This is a genomic window from Mitsuokella apri (assembly GCF_051886055.1).
GTDB lineage: Bacteria > Bacillota > Negativicutes > Selenomonadales > Selenomonadaceae > Mitsuokella.
This window is the reverse complement of sequence record NZ_JBJEXT010000001.1, coordinates 1-19,556: the sequence shown is the minus strand read 5'-3', so window position 1 is coordinate 19,556 and position 19,556 is coordinate 1. Positions and strand designations below refer to the sequence as shown.

20 protein-coding genes are annotated in these 19,556 nt (G+C 53.6%); 1 reads left to right on the top strand and 19 read right to left on the bottom strand.

Features of this window, described 5'->3' with window-relative positions; translation table 11 throughout:
- Positions 1-70: 70 nt before the first annotated feature.
- The 4 genes from ACI4OH_RS00100 to ACI4OH_RS00085 form a co-directional block, all read right to left on the bottom strand.
- On the bottom strand, positions 71-667 hold the full coding sequence (locus tag ACI4OH_RS00100; protein WP_435721976.1) for a regulatory protein RecX: 597 nt from the start codon (positions 665-667) through the stop codon (positions 71-73).
- A complete protein-coding gene (gene recA / locus ACI4OH_RS00095; protein WP_432646691.1) occupies positions 664-1,755 on the bottom strand; it encodes a recombinase RecA in 1,092 nt (363 codons plus the stop codon). The genes ACI4OH_RS00100 and recA overlap by 4 nt, the downstream gene beginning before the upstream one ends.
- Positions 1,756-1,905: 150 nt before the next feature.
- The gene (locus tag ACI4OH_RS00090) at positions 1,906-5,097 is read right to left on the bottom strand and encodes an efflux RND transporter permease subunit (protein WP_435721977.1); all 3,192 of its coding nucleotides are present in this window, start codon (positions 5,095-5,097) and stop codon (positions 1,906-1,908) included.
- A gap of 12 nt (positions 5,098-5,109) precedes the next feature.
- Positions 5,110-6,333, bottom strand: coding sequence for an efflux RND transporter periplasmic adaptor subunit (locus tag ACI4OH_RS00085; RefSeq protein WP_435721978.1), 1,224 nt, complete (start codon positions 6,331-6,333; stop codon positions 5,110-5,112).
- A 224-nt stretch (positions 6,334-6,557) separates the two neighbouring features.
- Here ACI4OH_RS00085 and ACI4OH_RS00080 point away from each other — a divergent pair, with 224 nt between their 5' ends.
- Positions 6,558-7,013: a MarR family winged helix-turn-helix transcriptional regulator gene (locus ACI4OH_RS00080; RefSeq protein WP_432646688.1), complete on the top strand. Its 456-nt coding sequence runs from the start codon at positions 6,558-6,560 to the stop codon at positions 7,011-7,013.
- A gap of 54 nt (positions 7,014-7,067) precedes the next feature.
- Here the strand turns inward: ACI4OH_RS00080 and ACI4OH_RS00075 are convergent, their stop codons facing one another.
- The 15 genes from ACI4OH_RS00075 to ACI4OH_RS00005 form a co-directional block, all read right to left on the bottom strand.
- Entirely contained in the window at positions 7,068-7,883 is an 816-nt protein-coding gene (locus tag ACI4OH_RS00075) for an MBL fold metallo-hydrolase (RefSeq protein WP_432646687.1), read from the bottom strand.
- Between the two features lie 101 nt (positions 7,884-7,984).
- The gene (gene rnc, locus ACI4OH_RS00070; protein WP_435721981.1) at positions 7,985-8,716 is read right to left on the bottom strand and encodes a ribonuclease III; all 732 of its coding nucleotides are present in this window, start codon (positions 8,714-8,716) and stop codon (positions 7,985-7,987) included.
- A 5-nt stretch (positions 8,717-8,721) separates the two neighbouring features.
- Positions 8,722-9,966 (bottom strand): beta-ketoacyl-ACP synthase II, encoded by a 1,245-nt coding sequence (gene fabF / locus ACI4OH_RS00065; RefSeq protein WP_432646685.1) that lies wholly within the window; start codon positions 9,964-9,966, stop codon positions 8,722-8,724.
- A 64-nt stretch (positions 9,967-10,030) separates the two neighbouring features.
- The gene (locus ACI4OH_RS00060) at positions 10,031-10,975 is read right to left on the bottom strand and encodes an NAD(P)H-dependent flavin oxidoreductase (RefSeq protein WP_432646684.1); all 945 of its coding nucleotides are present in this window, start codon (positions 10,973-10,975) and stop codon (positions 10,031-10,033) included.
- Positions 10,976-11,058: 83 nt separating this feature from the next.
- Positions 11,059-11,295 (bottom strand): acyl carrier protein, encoded by a 237-nt coding sequence (locus ACI4OH_RS00055; RefSeq protein WP_005842646.1) that lies wholly within the window; start codon positions 11,293-11,295, stop codon positions 11,059-11,061.
- Between the two features lie 40 nt (positions 11,296-11,335).
- Positions 11,336-12,079: a 3-oxoacyl-[acyl-carrier-protein] reductase gene (gene fabG, locus ACI4OH_RS00050; RefSeq protein WP_435721983.1), complete on the bottom strand. Its 744-nt coding sequence runs from the start codon at positions 12,077-12,079 to the stop codon at positions 11,336-11,338.
- A 1-nt stretch (position 12,080) separates the two neighbouring features.
- Entirely contained in the window at positions 12,081-13,025 is a 945-nt protein-coding gene (fabD, locus tag ACI4OH_RS00045; RefSeq protein WP_432646682.1) for an ACP S-malonyltransferase, read from the bottom strand.
- A gap of 92 nt (positions 13,026-13,117) precedes the next feature.
- Positions 13,118-14,065: an enoyl-[acyl-carrier-protein] reductase FabK gene (gene fabK / locus ACI4OH_RS00040; protein WP_432646681.1), complete on the bottom strand. Its 948-nt coding sequence runs from the start codon at positions 14,063-14,065 to the stop codon at positions 13,118-13,120.
- 4 nt (positions 14,066-14,069) lie between these two features.
- Complete coding sequence (locus ACI4OH_RS00035) at positions 14,070-15,074, bottom strand: beta-ketoacyl-ACP synthase III (RefSeq protein ID WP_432646680.1); 1,005 nt, start codon at positions 15,072-15,074, stop codon at positions 14,070-14,072.
- The gene (plsX, locus tag ACI4OH_RS00030) at positions 15,055-16,083 is read right to left on the bottom strand and encodes a phosphate acyltransferase PlsX (protein WP_432646679.1); all 1,029 of its coding nucleotides are present in this window, start codon (positions 16,081-16,083) and stop codon (positions 15,055-15,057) included. Before plsX ends, ACI4OH_RS00035 begins: the two co-directional genes overlap by 20 nt.
- Positions 16,084-16,097: 14 nt before the next feature.
- Complete coding sequence (gene fapR, locus ACI4OH_RS00025; protein ID WP_432646678.1) at positions 16,098-16,658, bottom strand: transcription factor FapR; 561 nt, start codon at positions 16,656-16,658, stop codon at positions 16,098-16,100.
- 162 nt (positions 16,659-16,820) lie between these two features.
- Positions 16,821-17,000 (bottom strand): 50S ribosomal protein L32, encoded by a 180-nt coding sequence (gene rpmF, locus ACI4OH_RS00020; RefSeq protein WP_005842638.1) that lies wholly within the window; start codon positions 16,998-17,000, stop codon positions 16,821-16,823.
- A gap of 24 nt (positions 17,001-17,024) precedes the next feature.
- Positions 17,025-17,534: a YceD family protein gene (locus ACI4OH_RS00015; protein WP_435721984.1), complete on the bottom strand. Its 510-nt coding sequence runs from the start codon at positions 17,532-17,534 to the stop codon at positions 17,025-17,027.
- 115 nt (positions 17,535-17,649) lie between these two features.
- Positions 17,650-18,462, bottom strand: coding sequence for a PRD domain-containing protein (locus tag ACI4OH_RS00010; protein WP_435721985.1), 813 nt, complete (start codon positions 18,460-18,462; stop codon positions 17,650-17,652).
- A gap of 120 nt (positions 18,463-18,582) precedes the next feature.
- The coding region (locus ACI4OH_RS00005; protein ID WP_439783901.1) for a glucose PTS transporter subunit IIA at positions 18,583-19,556 on the bottom strand (974 nt) is incomplete at its 5' end.

Here is a 19,556-nt window from a genome sequence, read left to right as displayed (position 1 = left end):
TATCATACAGGTAAATCCACGATGCTTGCAATTGGAGGTCACTACATATTATCTATATAGGAGACGATGCTCAATCTTCTGCAAAGCGCTCCTGATATTCCGCAATGGCAGCTCTGGCGGCACTCGAATCAAAGCCCTTCTGATAGAGATTGGCCATCATCTTCTGCCGCTCGCCGCCGCGCGGAAACTTGAGCGCGAGCACGCGCAGTGCCGCGCCTTTCTCGCGCTCGTAGAAATCCTTTGGCCGGCAGGCGTCAATATCTTCTTTCGAGAAGCCGCGCTGCCTGAGCTTTAAACAGATCTGGCGCAGGGAACTGCGGCTTTCGTGATAGAGAAAGTCGAACTGACGCTGGCAGGCCGCCGCATCGTCAAGATAATGACGTTCCTTGAGACGGGCAACGGCCGCATCCATTTCTTCTTCCGCATAGCCCTTGCGCGCAAGTTTTTCGCGGAGCTTTGCTTCGCTGTACTCCTGACGTGCAAGGATATCGACGGCTGCGACCAGAGCCGTTTTGACCGGCTTTTTCGGGCTGCGCACGTTATGTTCCGCATGTTCCGTGTTTTCTGTTCCGAAGTCCTTTTGACGGCGCGTGCGCCGATGTTTCCTGCCATAGTTTTTGCCCGCCTCATCCTCAGAGGACGAGGCGTGATAGCTGCGGTACATCATGCTTCGCCGTCAGCGGCCGCTTCTTCCTGCTCCTTCTTGACCTCTGCCTCAGCCTGTTTGATGGAATCGCCGGCTTCCGGGTCTTCAAGGAGTTTGGCGCGGATCTTGGCCTCGATTTCTTCGGCCAGCTGCGGCTGTTCGCGCAGGGACTGCTTGGCATTTTCCTTGCCCTGACCAAGGCGCGTGTTGTTGTAGGAGAACCAGGCACCGCTCTTGTCGACAATATCGAGGTCCACGCCCATGTCGATGATGCTCGAAAGGCGCGAAACACCTTCGCCGTACATGATGTCAAATTCAGCCGTGCGGAACGGCGGGGCAACCTTGTTCTTGACGACCTTGATGCGCGTGCGGTTGCCGATGACATCCTGTCCCTGCTTGAGCGTGTCAATCTTGCGCACGTCAAGGCGTACAGACGAATAGAACTTCAGAGCGCGGCCGCCTGTCGTCGTCTCCGGGCTGCCGAACATGACGCCGACTTTTTCACGAATCTGGTTGATAAAAATCGCTGCCGTGCGCGATTTGGCGATGATGCCCGTGAGTTTGCGCATGGCCTGACTCATGAGTCGGGCCTGCAGGCCGACGTGGTTGTCGCCCATATCGCCCTCAATCTCGGCCTTCGGCACGAGGGCGGCGACGGAGTCGACGACGATGATGTCAATGGCGCCGCTGCGCACAAGAGCATCGACGATGTCGAGAGCCTGCTCACCCGTATCCGGCTGCGAAATCAAGAGAGAATCGATGTCGACGCCGAGCTTGGCGGCGTAAACCGGGTCAAGGGCATGCTCGGCATCGATGAACGCCGCGATGCCGCCTTGTTTCTGCGCTTCTGCAATCATATGCAGCGTGACCGTCGTTTTACCGGAAGATTCCGGACCGAAGACTTCGATAATGCGGCCGCGCGGAATACCGCCGACGCCAAGTGCGATGTCAAGAGGCAAAATGCCCGTCGGGATGACTTCGATGTCCATGTTGGCTTTCGCATCGCCGAGGCGCATGATTGAGCCTTTGCCGAAGTCCTTCTCGATTTTCTTCAGCGCATTCTCGAGTGCTTCCTTTTTGCTTGCTGCTTCTTTCTTATCTGCTGCCATGTAATTCGCTCCTTTCATGACAATCCTGTTATATTGCTTAGCGGATTCGATCCATATAGTATACTGCCATTATAACAAATGAACCGCCTCCCTGACAAGGAAGGCGGTCCCTCTGTATCGGCTGTAACCGTAAATAGTGAAAATCTCTTTTTACATATAATCGGCCGAGGATTTCTTGCGCTGCTGCTTGACGAGGCCAAGTTTCGCGGCAATCCATTCCATCGCGACGAAGAAGACCGGGATCAGGAAGATCCCCATGGCCGTAGCGAACAGCATGCCGCCGACAACTGCGACGCCCATGCCGTTACGCGCGGCAGCACCGGCGCCCGTGGCGATAGCCAGCGGCACGCAGCCAATGATGAAGGCAAACGACGTCATGAGGATCGGGCGCAGGCGCAGACCGGCCGCCTCAATGGCAGCCTTGACCGGCTCCATGCCGCGGTCGACACGGACCTTCGCGAATTCGACAATCAGGATGGCGTTCTTCGCCGCCAGACCGATGATTGCGATGATACCGATCTGCATATAGATGCTGTTCTGCAGGCCCGCATTCGCGTGGCCTGCCATAGCCTCGAGGATGGAGAGTCCATACTCCGAAACAACGGCACCGAAAATACCGGTTGGTACCGTCAAAAGGACGGCGAACGGTACGCTCCAGCTCTCGTAGAGAGCAGCGAGGCAGAGGAAGACAAAGACGAGCGACAGGACAAGGACCTGCATCGTCGAGTTCGAAGCCTTCGATTCCTCACGGCTCTGACCGGACCATTCAATGTTGAAGCCCGTACCGGCATTCTGCTGGACGACTTCCTTGATGGCGTTCATGGCCTGACCGGACGAATAGCCATTGCCCGGCTGGCCTGTAATCTGAATGGAACGCGTGCCGTTGAAGCGCGAAATCGTCGACGGTCCCGACGTGAATTTCGGCTTTAAGAGCGTATCGAGCGGCACCATCGTACCTTTGCTCGATTTGACGAACATGAATTTCATGGCGTCGGTCGAGCTGCGGTAGTCGTTATCGGCCTGCAGCATGACCTTGTAGCTGCGGCCGAAGCGGTTAAAGTCATTGACCTGATAGCCGCCGTAGTTGACCTGCATGGCCGTGAATACATCGGAAAGCTGGATGCCTAGGTTCTTGACCTTCTCACGGTCAACCTCGTACTGCATGACAGGAGAACCAGCCGAATACGTCGAGCGGACGCCGGCGAGTTCCGGACGCTGGTTTGCAGCTGCGACAATCTGTTTCGTCAGGTTGTTGAGCTCTTCTTCCGAATGGCCCGTCATATCCTGCAGCTGCAGTGTCCAGCCGCCCGTCATACCGAGGCCCGGCAGAGCCGGCGGGTTCATGGCGATGACCGTAGCTTCAGGCGCTACCTTAGCACCGACGCCAAAGGCCGTCTGCACAGCAGCATTGACGGATTCACTGATATCCTGACGCTGCGACCAGTCCTTCATGCCGACAACGATCATGCCGGCACTTGACGAAGAACCGCCCGACAGAGGCGAAAAGCCCGTGATGGCCATTGTGCTGTCCAGCCCCTTGACGCTCTGCATCAGGGCTGTATTGACTTTGTCGACGACTGCCTGCGTGCGGTTGGCCGAAGTGCCATCCGGCATTTCAATTGCCGCGAACATATAGCCCTGGTCCTCCGAAGGAACGAAGGTTGCAGGCAGCTTCGTATAGACGAGGCCCGCACAGCCCGCCACGATGAGCAGGAAGATAAGGGCCAGGCGCGAATGACGGATAAACTTGGCCACCACGCCGACATAACCGCGCTTCGTGCGGTCAAACCAATTGTTGAACTTGACAAAAAAACGTCCGAGGACGCCTTCATCGTCCTTTTCCGTATGCTTCTTGAGCATCATCGCGCAGAGAGCCGGCGTCAGCGTCAGGGCCACAAAGGCCGAAAGGCAGACGGACACGGCAATCGTCAGGGCGAACTGTCTGTAGAGGACGCCTGTCATGCCGCCGAGGAAAGCAACCGGCACGAATACGGCCGAGAGGACAACAGCAATGGCGACCACAGGGCCCTGAACCTCGTCCATGGCGCGTTCCGTCGCATCGACAGGCGTCAGCCCCTCTTCCATGTGTTTCTCGACGTTCTCGATAACGACGATCGCATCATCGACGACCAGACCGATGGCCAGAACCATGGCGAAAAGCGTCAGGGTATTGATGGAAAAGTCGAGAATCAGGAACGCACCGAGCGTACCAATAAGAGATACCGGTACAGCCAGCAGCGGTATGAGCGTTGCACGCCAGTTCTGCAGGAAAATGAAGATGACAAACACGACGAGGAGCAATGCTTCGACAAACGTCTCCAGAACTTCCTTGATGGAGGTGCTGATGTAATTCGTCGAATCGAAAATCGTCGACATCTCCATTCCCGGCGGCAGCGTGGTCTTTGCTTCATCGAATACCTGACGAACCTGTGCAACCGTCTTCATGGCGTTGGCGTCACTCGTCAGGTTGATGCCGAAACCAACGGACGGATAGCCTTTGAATTTGGAAATAATGGCAGATGACTGCTGACCTGTTTCAATCTTGGCCACGTCCTTGAGGCGGACGAACTGGCCGTCACCATTCGATTTGATGATGACATTGCCGAATTCTTCCGGTGTCGTCAGACGGCCTTCAATCTTGCCGGACATCTGTTTTTCCTGACCGTTATTGACCGGCATGCCACCGATAGTACCGGCCGGAGCCTGAATGTTCTGCTCCTTGATGGCTGCCGAAACATCCGCAACCGTCAGATTGAGTTCAGCGAGTTTGTCCGGATTGAGCCAGACGCGCATAGCATAATCCGAACCGAAAACCTGTACGTTGCCGACGCCATTGATACGCTTGAGTTTATCGATGAGGTAAATCGTCGCGTAGTTCTTCATGAAAGCACGGTCGTACGTGCCATCCGGTGAGTAGAAGGCCATCATATAGGCCATATCATTCGTGGATTTCTTCGTCGTCAGACCGACCTGCTGAACTTCTGACGGCAGCTGGCTGGTAGCCGAAGCGACGTTGTTCTGGACCTTGACAGAGTCCATATCGCCGTCCGTGCCAGTCTCAAATGTGACAGAAAGACTGTAGCGGCCGGTATCATCGGAGCTTGAGGACATGTAGTCCATGCCCTGCGTACCGTTGACCTGGTCCTCGACAATCTGTGCGACCGTCTGATTGACGACGGAGGCACTGGCGCCCGTATATGTCGTGCTGACACTGACGGTCGGCGGTGAAATCTGCGGGTACTGCGCAATAGGCAGCTGTGTCGCTGCGATGCCGCCGGCGATGACAATGATCAGCGAGATAACGATGGCGAAGATCGGGCGGTGAATAAAAAATTTAGACAAAACGCCGCCCCCTTAGCTGTTGCTGCCGCTGCTCGAATCCGAAGAGTTGGTCATCGTATCGTACGGCGTCGTATCTTCCTCGAACGAGAAGCCCATCTCGTCAGGCGTTACCATCGTCACAGCGAGGTCCTTGCCTTCTGTCAGGCTTGAGAGACCTTCGACAATAACCGTGTCATTCGCAGAAAGGCCATCTTTGACGATGTAGTAGCTGCCGACCTGCTGGCCGAGTGTAACGGAACGAGCCTCCGACTTGCCGTCATCGCCGACGACCATGACAAACGTTTTATCGAGCAGCTGCTGCACGGCGCGCTGCGGCACAAGAATGGCATTCGGCACCGTCTCGCCTGTCAGCCGAACGCGGGCGAACATGCCCGGCAGCAGAAGACCATTTGGATTTGGGAACAGGGCTTTGATGCTCAGAGTACCCGTATTCTGCGCCAAAGCACGGTCCGCCTGCACGATTTTGCCATCGAGCGGATACATCGTGCCGTCCGAGAGTCTGACCGTTACATCGAGAGGGTCTCTGTCAGAACCGCTCTGCATCTGCTGGATATTGCGGAATTTCAGATATTCCGCCTCGGAAATGCTGAACTGAACGAAGACCGGGTCCACTGTACCGATGGTCACGAGGTTTGTATTGCCGGCCGTGGCAAACGTGCCGACAGCGACATCATCGACGGAAACCTGACCGGACATCGGCGCATAGATGACCGTATCATCGAGATCCTGCTGTGCCTTCTGCACGAGAGCCTGATTAGCGGCAGCTGCGGCCGAATAAGCGTTGACATTCGCCTGCTGCGTCGTAACGGTCTGCTCCGAAATGGCATCGGAATTCAAAAGTTCCTGATCGCGGTAGAGGTCAGTCTGGGCATTCGACAGCGTTGCCTGCGACTGGGCGAGATTTGCCTGAGCCTGCAGGACGGCCGACTCGTACTGGCGGGAATCGATGCGGTAGAGCGGCTGCCCTGCATCGACGTGTTCACCGCCGTGGAAATACTTCTCGACAATCTTGCCGGATACCTTTGACTGTACTTTGACCTCGTCCTTGCCGACGACCTGGCCAGCGTACTCACTGGTAATCGGCGCGTCCTGCTGCAGGACCTTCATGGCTTTGACCTGCGTTGCATTCGAGGCTGCCTGCTGTTTGCTTGAGCCGCAGCCGGCGAGCAGCACCGAAGCCGACAGCGCAAGCGTCAGCATGATTGCCAGCGGTTTCTTGTTCTTCGCAAAAAACAAAGAGATAACCTCCTTCTTTACGGTATCCGTGGATACCCTTACTTCCCTTCTTTGATAGTAAATAAATGTTTACTATTTCAGAATCTTATAGTATAGTATATTTGTGTAAAAGTCAAGAAAAACAGTCTTATAATACAAGGCTTTCATAGAAATTTAATTTGTATTTCCTCATCAATTTCTATACCATACCGAAATGCAACTCAAGTTACCAAAGGAGATTGAATATGTCCCCAGAGAATCCAGAAGCATCACAGGAAATTTCTGCTTCTTTTATCGAGACACTCGTGCTCATCCATCGAAAATTTTATCGCAATCTCGCTGTCCCTGTACCTCTGAATCAGTTTGCCACGCTCATGACTCTGCGCCTTGAAAAAAACGCCAGTGTAACAGAAATTGGCAAGAATCTCCTGATATCCAAACAGCAGATGAGCAACATCTGTGAAAAACTGCTGCAGGCGGGCTTCATCAGCAAGAGACCGGACCCTGAGGACCGGCGCCGCACGCTGGTCTCATTGACCAAAGCCGGCGAAAAGCTCATCGACGACCAGAATGAAATTGTCCGCCGCAAATTTCTGCGCAGTCTCAGCAATCTCAGCACCGAGGAACAAAATGAGCTGCGCGACTCCATCGTCAACTTCAATCACTATGTCGAAAAAATGAACACCGCTCCGTCAAAATGAACAGCAATTACAAAAGGCGCATCCTGCAAAAAGGGATGCGCCTTTTATTATGCTTTACTTTTCATCGAGCGGGATGACATCGAGGTCATCTGGAACAAAGACATTGCCGTGGTAGTATTCCTTGGCTTCTGCCGTATAATCGTGCTTGCGTGTCGCAATGCTCTTGTCTTCCGTATGATAGAGGACGAGATTCTTGACGCCGAGTTTTTCCGCGAGCTCGCTGGCCTCCTTGACCGTCGAATGGTTCTTTTCATACGGTTTGAATTTGTCGCGGTCGCCGTATTTGCAGAACGCTTCGGCCAGCAGCCAGTCCGCGCCTTTGGCGTATTTTTCATCGTGCTCATTGTACGGTTCATCGCCGAGGCAGGTAAAGCGCAGGCCGTCCTTGAAGCGGAGTTCATAGCCAAACTGCTTGGCCTTCGTCGAAAGGATGTCAAAAGCCGTGAGCTGGAGGTCCTCAAAATTGACTATGGAGCCGTCCTTGACTTCATGCAGGAAGATGCTCGTGCCCACGCGCGCAAAATCCTTTTTCTTCAGCGTCATTTTCGTCATGGTCAGCAACATGTCCTTAACGACATCGTGGCAGTAGATGTGGAATTCTCCCTGATACTTGCCCTTGTTCATGAGGTCCGCGACCTTGCGCATGACCCAGATGACGCCGAGTACATGGTCCGTGTGACCGTGCGTCACAAACATATGATGGCATTTCTGATAATCAAAGCCCGCGAGCTCGAGCTGCCGCAGGATGCCATTGCCGCCGCCCGCATCCGTCAGGAAATAATCGCCGTTGTCGAGTGTCAGGAAAAAACATGTATTGTAGCATTTCGTCACCATGGCATTGCCTGTGCCAAGCATCGTAAGTTTTCGCATATTTTACTGCCTCCTATCCATATATCTTCTTTCATTATAAAACAAGGGCACCGACATTGTCAGCACCCCTGCTTTATTATAATCGATATTTAAAGGCTTTTTCAGCGTTTTCTTTTTGTATGCGGCGCAATCTTCTCAAGAGCCACGCGCGCGGCATGCTGTTCCGCTTCTTTTTTGCTGCGGCCCGTGCCTTCGCCCATGACTTTGCCCGTCACGCACACGCGGAACGTGAATTCCTTGGCATGGTCGGGGCCCGACTCGGAGACGAGCTCATAATCGATGCTCTGCCCTTCCTTGCGAAAGACAATTTCCTGCAGGATGGTCTTGTAATCCTTGAGGATGGCACCATGCTCGGCCTTGTCAAATTCGCCGCTGAGCTGGCGCACGACATAGGCCTGCGCCGTTTCCCAGCCCTGGTCGAGATAAACAGCACCAATGACAGCCTCGAAGACGTCTTCAAGATTCGTCTGACGCGTGCGGCCGCCGCCCATTTCCTCGCCGCGTCCGAGCAGAAGATAATCGCCAAGATGCAGATTTGAAGCGAGCGCCGCCAGCGTCATCGAGCAGACGATGCTCGCGCGCGTCTTTGTCAGTTCCCCTTCGGGCATTTCCGGAAAGTGCTCATAAAGATAAGTGCTGGAGGCAAGCTCCAGCACAGCATCTCCTAAAAATTCGAGACGTTCATTATGGGCAGTGTTCCGCTTTGCTTCATTGGCATACGAAGTATGCGTCAAAGCCTGGTCGAGGAGTCCGAGGTCATGGAATTCCACACCGAGGCGCTTTGAGAGCTCTAAAAGCTCCTGACGGCGCCCTTCCTTCAGAACAGTTCCCATGACGATTACTCCGTGAATTTCTTCATGACAATGCAGGCATTGTGACCGCCAAAACCGAAGTTGTTCGAGATAGCGGCACGGACCTTCTTGGCACGCGCCTTGTTCGGTACATAGTCGAGGTCAAGGCCTTCATCCGGCGTCTCGTAGTTGATCGTCGGCGGCATCATGTCGTTTTCGATCGTCAGAGCCGTAGCGACAGCTTCAATGCCGCCGGCAGCACCTAAAAGATGGCCCGTCATCGACTTGATCGAAGAAACGGAAACATCCTTGGCATGTTCGCCCCAGACCGACTTGATGGCGAGGGATTCGCCTTCATCGTTGAGGTGCGTCGACGTGCCATGGGCATTGACATAATCGATATCGGCAGGCGTCAGGCCGGCGTCATCAATGGCCAGCTGCATGCATTTGGCCTGATACTCGCCGCCCGGAGCCGGGCTCGTCATATGATAAGCATCGGAGTTTGCACCGTAGCCGACGAGTTCAGCATAGATATGAGCACCGCGTGCCTTGGCATGCTCGAGGCTCTCGAGGATGACGAGGCCGGCGCCTTCGCCCATAACAAAGCCGCTGCGGTTCTTATCGAACGGACGCGAAGCATGAGCCGGGTCGTCGTTGTGGTCCATGCAGAGTGCCTTCATGGCAGCAAAGCCGGCAACGGCAGCCTGACTGATGGCCGCTTCCGTGCCGCCTGCTACCATGACGTCAGCCTTGCCTTCCTGAATCACGCGGAACGCATCGCCGATGCAGTTCGTGCCCGTTGCACAGGCCGTGACCACGCAGGAGGAAGGGCCATGAAGTTTAAAGGTGATGGCCACCTGACCGGCTGCGAGGTTCGCAATCATCATCGGGATGAAGAAGGGGCTGATGCGGTTTGGTCCCTTTTCGAAGAGTTTCTTATACTGAGCATGCATCGTCTCGATGCCGCCAATGCCGGCGCCGATATACGTGCCGATGCGGTCGCAGTCTTCCTTTTCCAGGTCGAGCTTCGCATCCTCGATGGCCATCTTGGCTGCTGCCACAGCGAACTGGGCATAGCGGTCCATGCGTTTGGACTCTTTTTTGTCGATGTACGCCGTCGGATCGAAATCCTTGACCTCACCGGCAATCTTGGCATGGTATTCCGACGCATCGAAACGGGTGATCATACCAATACCGTTTTTGCCTTCCATCAGGCCTTCCCAGAATGCGTCCTTACCGATACCGATTGGGGTGATGGCCCCCAGGCCCGTAATTACTACGCGTTTACTCAAAACAATGACTCCCCTCTAATGTACTTTTGTACTTTCCCAAGGCCGCCTTAGCGGCACTTGAAAATCAGTTCGCAGCTTCTGCTTCTTTCTTGAGTTGCTCAAAAATCTCGTGGACCGACATAATCTTGTCGATGCGAGGCATATATTCCCCCGTGAAGACAAGTCCCGTTTCCACATCGCCCTGCTGTGCGCGAATCAGCGCGCGGATGATGCAGAAATTATGCTTGCAGGCCTTAAGGCACGCATCGCAGGTCTTCGGCGGTACAGGGCCTTCAAGGACTCTGGCCGAGAACGGCGTGCGCACAGCACGGCCCGGCAGGCCGACAGGACTGTGAATGACGACGATATCTTCCGGTTTCGATTTCAAATAGTATTCCTTAAGGGCCGGTGCTGCATTCGATTCCTCAGAAGCGGCAAAACGCGAACCCATCTGGACGCCCGCTGCGCCCATCTTTATCAAATCAACGATGTCCTGGCCATGGAGGACGCCGCCGGCCGCAATGACCGGGATTTTGACAGCCGCGCTGACATCTGAGATAAGGTCACGTACAGACGTGTTCGTGCCCAGATGACCGCCGGCTTCCTTGCCCTCGAGTACAATAGCTGCTGCGCCAAGACGCTCTGATATTTTCGCTAATTTTACAGAAGAAACGATCGGAACAATCGGAGTTCCGGATTCCTTGCCAAGGCCAAACATATCACGTGAAAAGCCTGCACCTGCTACAACGAGATCGATGCCTTCATCGATGGCCGTCTTGACAATGCCTGCAAAGTCACGGGCTGCAACCATGATGTTGATGCCGATGATACCAGATGTGAGCGAACGTGCGAGCCTGATTTCATAACGCAGTTCGTCGTGGCTCATACCTGATGCAGCAATGAGGCCGATACCGCCCTCGTTCGCAACAGCTGCAGCCAGACGGGCCGTTGACAAGCGGATTGCCATACCACCCTGCTGGATTGGTACGCGTGCAATCTTGTTGCCAATCTTAAGCTCTGGAAGTTTCAATGTTACTCCTCCAATCATTTTACCTCTTAAGAAAATCCCGCGAAGCAACTTCACGGGATTCTCAAAAGGTAAGACGCTCAATCTTATTTGTCCTTGTGCTGGTCAATGTAGGTAACTACATCCTGAACGGTCTTGATCTTCTCAGCAGCCTCATCCGGAATCTCAATGTTGAATTCCTCTTCGAAAGCCATGATCAGCTCAACGATATCCAGGGAATCAGCGCCCAAATCATCGATGAAGGTAGAATCGATTGCGACCTCGTCCGGCTCAACGCCAAGCTGCTCAACAACGATATCTCTAACTTTTTCAAAAGTCGACATGAAGTTTCACCTCCTTAAATTAGTATCCTATATAGTTATATCACATAACCATGCCGCCGTCTACATTAACGACCTGACCGGTGATATAAGATGCACAGTCTGATACGAGGAAAAGTACGGCATTTGCTACATCTTCCGGACGTCCCATCTTTTTCATCGGGATTTCCTGAACCATAGCCTCTTTGACTTTATCCGGCAGGACAGCCGTCATATCCGTATCGATAAAGCCCGGTGCGACCATATTGACCGTGACACCGCGGGCAGCGAGCTCCTTGGCTGCGGATTTCGAAAAGCCGAGCACGCCGGCCTTAGAAGCCGCATAGTTCGTCTGTCCGGCATTGCCGATGAGTCCGACAACCGAGCTCATATTGACGATGCGGCCGCTGCGCTTCTTCATCATGATCTTGGCTGCTGCCTTCGTGCAGTAGAACACGCCCTTGAGGTTCGTATCAATGACAGCTTCAAAATCTTCGTCCTTCATGCGCAGAAGCAGTCCGTCACGCGTGATGCCCGCATTGTTGACGAGAATATCAATCGTGCCAAATGCTTCGATGACCTTGGCAAACATCGCTTCAACAGCAGCGGCATCTGCTACATTGGCCTGCACGAGGATGGCCTCGCCGCCATTTTCCTCAATCTTGCTCTTGACTTCCTCAGCGGCCTTCTGATTGCCGGCAAAATTAATGGCAATCTTTGCGCCCTCAGACGCCAGGCGGAGAGCAATGGCACGGCCGATGCCGCGCGATGCCCCCGTTACCAGAGCAACCTTTCCATCTAAAAGCATATTAGCGAACCTCCTTCAAATAGTCAAGCGTTTTTTGCAGACTTTCCAGATTTTCGACATTGAGGCTCTTGAGCGAGCGGTCAATGCGGCGGTTGAAACCGCAGAGCGTTCTGCCAGGGCCAGCCTCGACAAAGGTATCGGCGCCAAATTCCTTCATCGTATTGACGCAGGCAATCCAGCGGACCGGATGGTCAGCCTGTGCCACAAGATTCTGCTTGATTTCTTCTGCACTCGTCTCCAGTTTGCCCGTATAATTTGAAACGACAGGGAAAGCAGCATCGCGGATTTCGACTTGATCAAGTTCAGCGGCCAGTTTTTCAGCTGCCGGCTTCATCAGTGTCGAATGGAATGGTGCCGAGACAGGCAGAACAACAGCTTTTTTCGCACCTGCGGCCTTGAGTTCCTCTACAGCCTTCTCAACGCCCTTTGTCGTGCCGGCAATGACCGTCTGACCTGGGCAGTTGAAATTAACCGGCTGTACATCGCCGGCTTCCTTCGCCGCTTTTTCGCAGGCAGCGGCAATCGTCTCGTCGTCAAGACCGATAATGGCAGCCATGCCGCCCTCACCTACAGGCACTGCCTCCTGCATGTACTGGCCGCGTTTATGGACGAGTACGACGGCATCGCGGAACGAAAGGACACCAGCTGCGACAAGAGCCGAATATTCACCGAGGCTGTGACCGCCGGCAACATCTGGCTGTATGCCATGTTCCTTGAGAATCTCATTGACAACGACACTGACCGTCAGGATTGCCGGCTGCGTGTTGGCCGTGAGCTTCAGGTCATCAGCCGGCCCTTCAAAGCACATATCCTTGATGGAATAGCCGAGTGCCTCATCCGCTTCAGCAAAAATTTTTTTGGCAGCATCATATTTGTCGAAGAGATCTTTGCCCATGCCAACAGCCTGAGCACCCTGACCTGGAAATACGAATGCGAGTTTATTCACGTTGCACTACCCCCCTGATTGTTTTTCTTCTATATATTGACAAACGCATCTGTGTTACAGAATAGCAGAATGATTTCTATTATAATATGAGATTATTTACAGTCGTCCTGAATAGTCTGGATGACGCCCGGCAGGCCATTCACAATATCTTCGATGATCGTCTTGACCGGCTTGATGTCATTGAGCATGCCAGAGATCTCGCCGATCATGACGGAGCCGTTCTCGACATCGCCCTCGTGCGTAGCACGGTGCAGGGAGCCCACACCGAGCTTCTCGAGTTCTTCTGCCGGTGCCCCTGCTGCTTCCATTTCCTGATATTTGCGCGTGAGCTTGTTGTGGAGCACGCGTGCCGGATGACCGAGCGTACGGCCCGTAACAACCGTCGAACGGTCTTTGGCCTTGAGGACCATCTTCTTGTAGTTCGGATGCGCGATGCATTCCTCGCTCATGACAAAGCGCGAGCCCATCTGAACGGCCTGTGCGCCGAGGGCAAAAGCCGCTGCCATGCCGCGCGAATCGGCAATGCCGCCAGCGCCAATGACCGGCACATCGACAGCATCGACAATCTGCGGCACGAGTGCCATCGTCGTGATTTCACCGATATGACCGCCCGACTCCGTGCCCTCTGCGATGACGGCATCAACGCCGCCCCGCACGAGACGTTTTGCGAGAGCCACAGAGGCAACGACAGGAATGACTTTCGTGCCAATCTCTTTAAGAGCCGGCACATACTCGCCCGGATTGCCTGCACCGGTCGTGACGACCGGTACCTTCTCCTCGAGTACGACCTGCATGACTTCCTTGACATACGGGCTCATGAGCATGACATTGACACCAAACGGCTTATCCGTCCAGCCCTTGCATTTCTGGATTTCAGCGCGCAGAATTTCAGGCGGCATATGACCGGCACCAATGATGCCGAGGCCTCCGGCATTCGAAACAGCCGAAGCAAGTTCAGCCGTGCCAATCCATGCCATACCGCCCTGGAAAATCGGATACTTTATGTTGAGTAATTTACAGATTGCATTGTTTTCAAACATCAGATTAGTCCTCCTTAGCCCATTTCATGATGCAGGATGCCCAGGTAAGTCCGGCACCAAAGCCGGCAAGGGCAACGAGATCGCCTTTCTTGAAACGGTGCGCATGCGCCGCTTCCGCCAGGGCAACCGGTATGGACGCCGCTGACATATTGCCATATTTTTCGATATTGACGATGATTTTCTCAGCTGGCAGTTCCAGGCGCTTAGCTGCCGCATCCAGGATGCGCGTATTGGCCTGATGCGGTACGAGCCAATCCAAGTCCTTCTTGGAAAAGCCCGCCTTTGCCAGCGATTTTTCTACCGTCTCTCCAAGGATTCTGACAGCAAAGCGGAACACAGCCCGACCGTCCATATGGATGCAGTTCTCATGTGCCAGGAGCGCTTCAGCCGTCAAAGGCTGCAGGCTGCCGCCTGCCGGAATCTCGAGCAGGTCGCCGCCGGCACCGTCGCTGCCAAGGTCAAAGCCCTGCAGGCCAAGGCCTGTTTCCACAGGACCGAATACCGCAGCTCCTGCACCATCTCCAAACAGGATGCAGGTGCTGCGGTCTGTCCAGTCAATCACCTTGGACAAAGCCTCAGCCCCGACCACCAGGACATGGCGGTAAGCGCCCGTTTCAATGAACTGGCAGGCCACCGCGGCCGCATAAGCAAAGCCGGAGCAGGCAGCAGATAAATCAAAAGCCCCTGCCCGCAAGGCGCCAAGACGGTCCTGAAGGATGCAGGCAGCCGCAGGAATGACACGGTCCGGCGTCATCGTTGCGACTATGATAAGATCCAGATCTGACGAACTTATGCCAGCATCTTTAAGAGCCATGCGCGCGGCACGTTCTGCCAGATCCGATGCCGGCTGGCCCTCTGCCGCCACATGGCGCTCATGAATGCCCGTGCGCTCTACAATCCATTCATTATTCGTGTCGACCATTTTTTCAAGGTCCGCATTGGTAATGATTTTCTCCGGCACATACCAGCCTGTTCCGAGAATACCAGCGCTATTTCTTTTCTCCATCATGCGTCAGTATATCCTCCTTCGCAAGTGTATCACGGATATGCGACAAAACGTCCCCCCGGACATAATCATTTGCCACACCGATTGCACTGCAAATGGACTTGGCATTGGACGAACCATGGCTGATGATGCAGCAGCCATTGACACCTAAGAGCGGTGCGCCGCCATATTCCGTTACATCAAGACGCTTGGCGAGCTTCTTGAGTGTTGGCGTCAGCAGCAGGGCGCCAAGCTTGGCAAGAATGCCGCCGCCTTTGACAGCCTCCTTGATAAGCTTCAGGATTGTCTTCGCCAGTCCCTCTGCAAATTTTAGCACAACATTGCCAACAAATCCATCACAAATTACGACGTCAAAATTTCCCTTCGGCACATCGCGTCCTTCGGCATTGCCGCAGAAATTGATCGTATGCATATTTTTGAGCAGTGCGTAAGTCGCCTTCGCCTGTTCATTGCCTTTCGTCTCTTCCTCGCCGATATTGAGAAGTCCGACGCGCGGGTTCTTTATTTTAAAGACATATTCAGCATAAATCGAGCCCATGATGCCGCTTTGTACGAGATGTTCCGGCTTGGAATCCACATTGGCCCCGGAATCGAGCAGAAGCGTGACGCCCTTTGGCGTCGGCATTGGCGTAGCAATCGTCGGACGCCCAATGCCCTTGATGCGCCGCAGGATGAGCTGAGCTGCTGTCACGGCCGCCCCGGTGCTGCCTGCAGAAAGTACGGCGTCACAAATGCCATCCTTGACGAGACGCGTCGCCACTACAATCGAAGCATCCTTTTTCGTCCTTACGGCATCTGCGGGATGTTCCCCCATCTCAATGACCTGTGAAGCATGCTGGATCGTAATGCCGAGATTTTCCCAGCCCTTCTCTTTGGAAAGGACCTCGCGGATTTTTTTCTCGTCGCCAACCAGTACGATTTCACAATGATATTTTTTAGCGGCGCGAACCGCACCAAAAACAATTTCAAGCGGTGCATAGTCACCGCCCATGGCATCTACTGCAATTTTCATGCCGGAATTCCCCCTCACTCCTCTCCCCACGAAACCATGATGAATTTCGCACGGAATACTTCCTGCGTATCGTTGCGGGTCTTGACCCAGACAAAATACTTATTGCCGCGAACCCTGACAATTTCCGCCTTAGCAATGAGTTTCTCCCCAACGTGTACAGGCACCTTGTATTTAACATTTGCTACGCCGGTGACTGCCATCGGGGCATCGATGATGGCCAACGCCAGGGAATTTGCCTGTGAGAACATATAATAGCCCTTGGCAATCTTTGTTTTGGCAAAGACCATATCATCCGTGATGCGCAGCAGGGAGATGCCGGAATGACCGAGCTCAAGATCGATGAGTTCGCCAACCACATCACCGCTTTCTATGGATTTGACTTTGTGCTGGGCGCTCTCCGCCATTTTGCGGATACGTCCGCGAAGTTCCGGTATGCCAAGTTCCAAACGGTCCAGACGAATCGTCTGGACGCTGACAGAAAGTTTCTGTGCGAGTTCTTCATCCGTCAGGAACGGCTTTTCCTTGACTTGCTGCAGCAAAATCTGCTGACGTTCTTTTTTCTTGACCCGTGCCATCCTCTCATCTCCTTTCTAAAAGTTTAGTACCTGATATTACAACCTTATATCAGGATTTATTATACGGTGTTTGTACTAAAAATGCAAGTCTTGCCGCAGTGCTTGGGCAAGACCGCAAAAAAGAATAAGCAGGACATACGTCCTGCTTATATTGCTTTTAGATTATTCAGCTGCCTTAACAACCTCTTTGCCATCATAATAGCCGCATTCCGGGCATACATGATGAGGCATCTTCGGTTCATGGCACTGCGGGCAGGCTACGAAGCCAGGAGCCTCGAGCTTCCAGTTGGCACGGCGCTGGTCACGGCGTGCTTTCGAAGTTTTGCGCTTTGGTACTGCCATTTCGGGGTACACCTCCTTACGAGTTCATTTCTTATTTTTCGCTAATAATTCCTGCAAGGCGGCCATGCGCGGGTCCGGTACAAACCGGTCGCAGCCGCAGTCCCCTTTGTTCAGGTCTGCCCCGCATACAGGACAGAGCCCTTTGCAGTCGGGCTTGCAGAGTTTGCTGAGCGGCTGAGCCGCCAGAACGGTGTCACGGACAAGGTCCGTGAGATCGATAAGATCGCCATCAAAAAGATTCGTATCCTCATCGGCCGCCATATCTCCCCTGCGGCGGAACTCCTCAGAAAAAGGATGTTCCTGTGCTTCCTCACAGGGAGCCAGGCAGCGGTCACATACAAAAGATTTCGTACAGCGAATGACGCCTTCCGCGCGCCAGCAGGTTCCCGTGTTGACGATATGCCCTTCGATACGCAAAGGTCCTACAAAGGCATAATCGTCCGCAACGGCACCGATGGCTTCGGCAGTCGTCGTGAACGCAAACGGAATCTCCTGCATGAGGTCCGCATTCGATTCAGCAATGTTTATTTTCATATCAGCATCAACCTCAATTCATTATAGCGATGTGCCCATTCCTTTGTCAAGTCTTGTCAAGGAAAACTACTTGCCACGCAGGGTCCCTCTCCCCTTTCAAAACGTACAAACGGGTTTAAAGGACACGCTGGATATGAATGGCCAGCAGCGTGATTTCCGCAGGTGCCACAGGCAGCCTGAGATACTCTCCCAGATAAGCGCAGATCTCTGCAGCTAATTCATAGGACTTAGGATACATCTTGCGCACATACTCATCCATCTGCAGGGGCACATTCTCCTGCGCGCGGATGCGCAGAATCATATAGCAGATATGGCTGATCAGACGCGTATACTTGAGTTCGGTGCGCCGAAGTGTACAGCCCAAATTTTTTTCAATGCGTTCAATGCAGGCAGCTGCCAAGCGAATATTCGTCAGACTGTCCCCCGCTTTCTGCTCGCTGATGCCGGCATGAATGTGCAGGGAAAGATAGCCTGCTTCCTCTGGCGGCAGTTCTTCGCCGCTTTCCCGGCGTATCGCTGCCAGCCCCTTTTCTGCCACACGGTATTCATCGGGGAACATCACCATAATATCGTGCTGCAGGGGATTCGGCAGACGGATGCCGCGCCTTTTTCGCTCCAGGGCCATGGCAATGTGGTCTGCCATGGGCAGCAGGATGTCATCAGTCATTTCCGGAAAGACGTTGCGAGCCTCCTCCAGCACATCCGCAGCCAGTTCCAAAGCGTGCGGGTCAATACCATTGACAGCCTGCAGGGCACTGCGCTTATCATTGTTGTCAAGACGATAAATCTTAGCCGCAGGAATATTTTCCAAGCGTTCTCCGCTCTTCCTGCCAAAACCAATGCCCTTGCCGAGCAGAATGACCTCCTGCCCTTCCCCCGTAAGGGCCAGCAGGCCATTATTATTGAGTGGCTTGATGACGCGAAACATAAAAAACCCCCTTATATGATGCTATCATTATAACCTATTTAGATGGTTATTTGCTATAGCCTTATAAGGAGATTTTTTAACGCATTAAGTTATAACGATAGTTTTTGTTTGAACCAAACCTTAGAACTTAGCAACTTCGTCAAGAGCCTTGACTTCGCCATTCTTTGCCATCGTCACGGACTGGCCTTCCTGCAGGCCCGTGAAAATCACGAGGCAGGCGTCGGACTTCGCATGTTCTTTGATATAAGCATCATCGAAATGCATGAGCTTATCGCCCTTTTTGACTTTCTGACCAGCTTCGACAAAGACCTCAAAGCCCTTGCCGCCGAGATTGACGGTATCAATGCCGATGTGCAGTAGGTATTCCGTGCCATCTGCAGCTTTCATGCCGATGGCATGCTTCGTATCGAAGACGAAGACGACTTCGCCGTCAGCCGGTGCATAGACATTTTCTTCTGTCGGATAGACAAAGAAGCCATCGCCCATCATCTTGCTCGCAAAAGCTTCATCCGGAGCTTCCGTAATCGGGTGGACATCGCCGGCTACCGGACTGCATAGAATATGCGTGGCAGCCGCTTTAGGAGCTTCTTTTTTCGGCTCTTCCGTTTTTGCCTCAGGTTTTGCTTCTTCGGCAGGAGCCTCGAGTTCAGGCTCGACATCCGGCGCCGTCTCAAGATACGTCTCAAGATTGGCCTTGATAACAGCGACCTGCGGACCATAGATGACCTGAACGCCCGTGCCCTTGATGATGACGCCTACGGCACCCGTTGCCTTGAGGATTTTTTCATTGACGAGCGAAGAATCGGCTACCGAGCAGCGCAGACGCGTTGCACAGCAGTCAACGGACGTGATATTGCGCTTGCTGCCGAGACCGCGCGCAATCATCGAGCTCTTGGCGTCTTCGACGGCCTGTGCAGAAGAAGCGCCGCCTGCGCCCTTTTTCGCCTGATAATCGGCCTTTGTGTAGAGTTTCGTCTCCTCGTCGTCGTCCTCACGGCCCGGCGTCTTAAAGTCGAATTTCTTGATCATCCAAGTGAAGATGAAGTAATAGAGGAAGAAATAGATGATGCCGACGGGGATGATGTACATCCAGT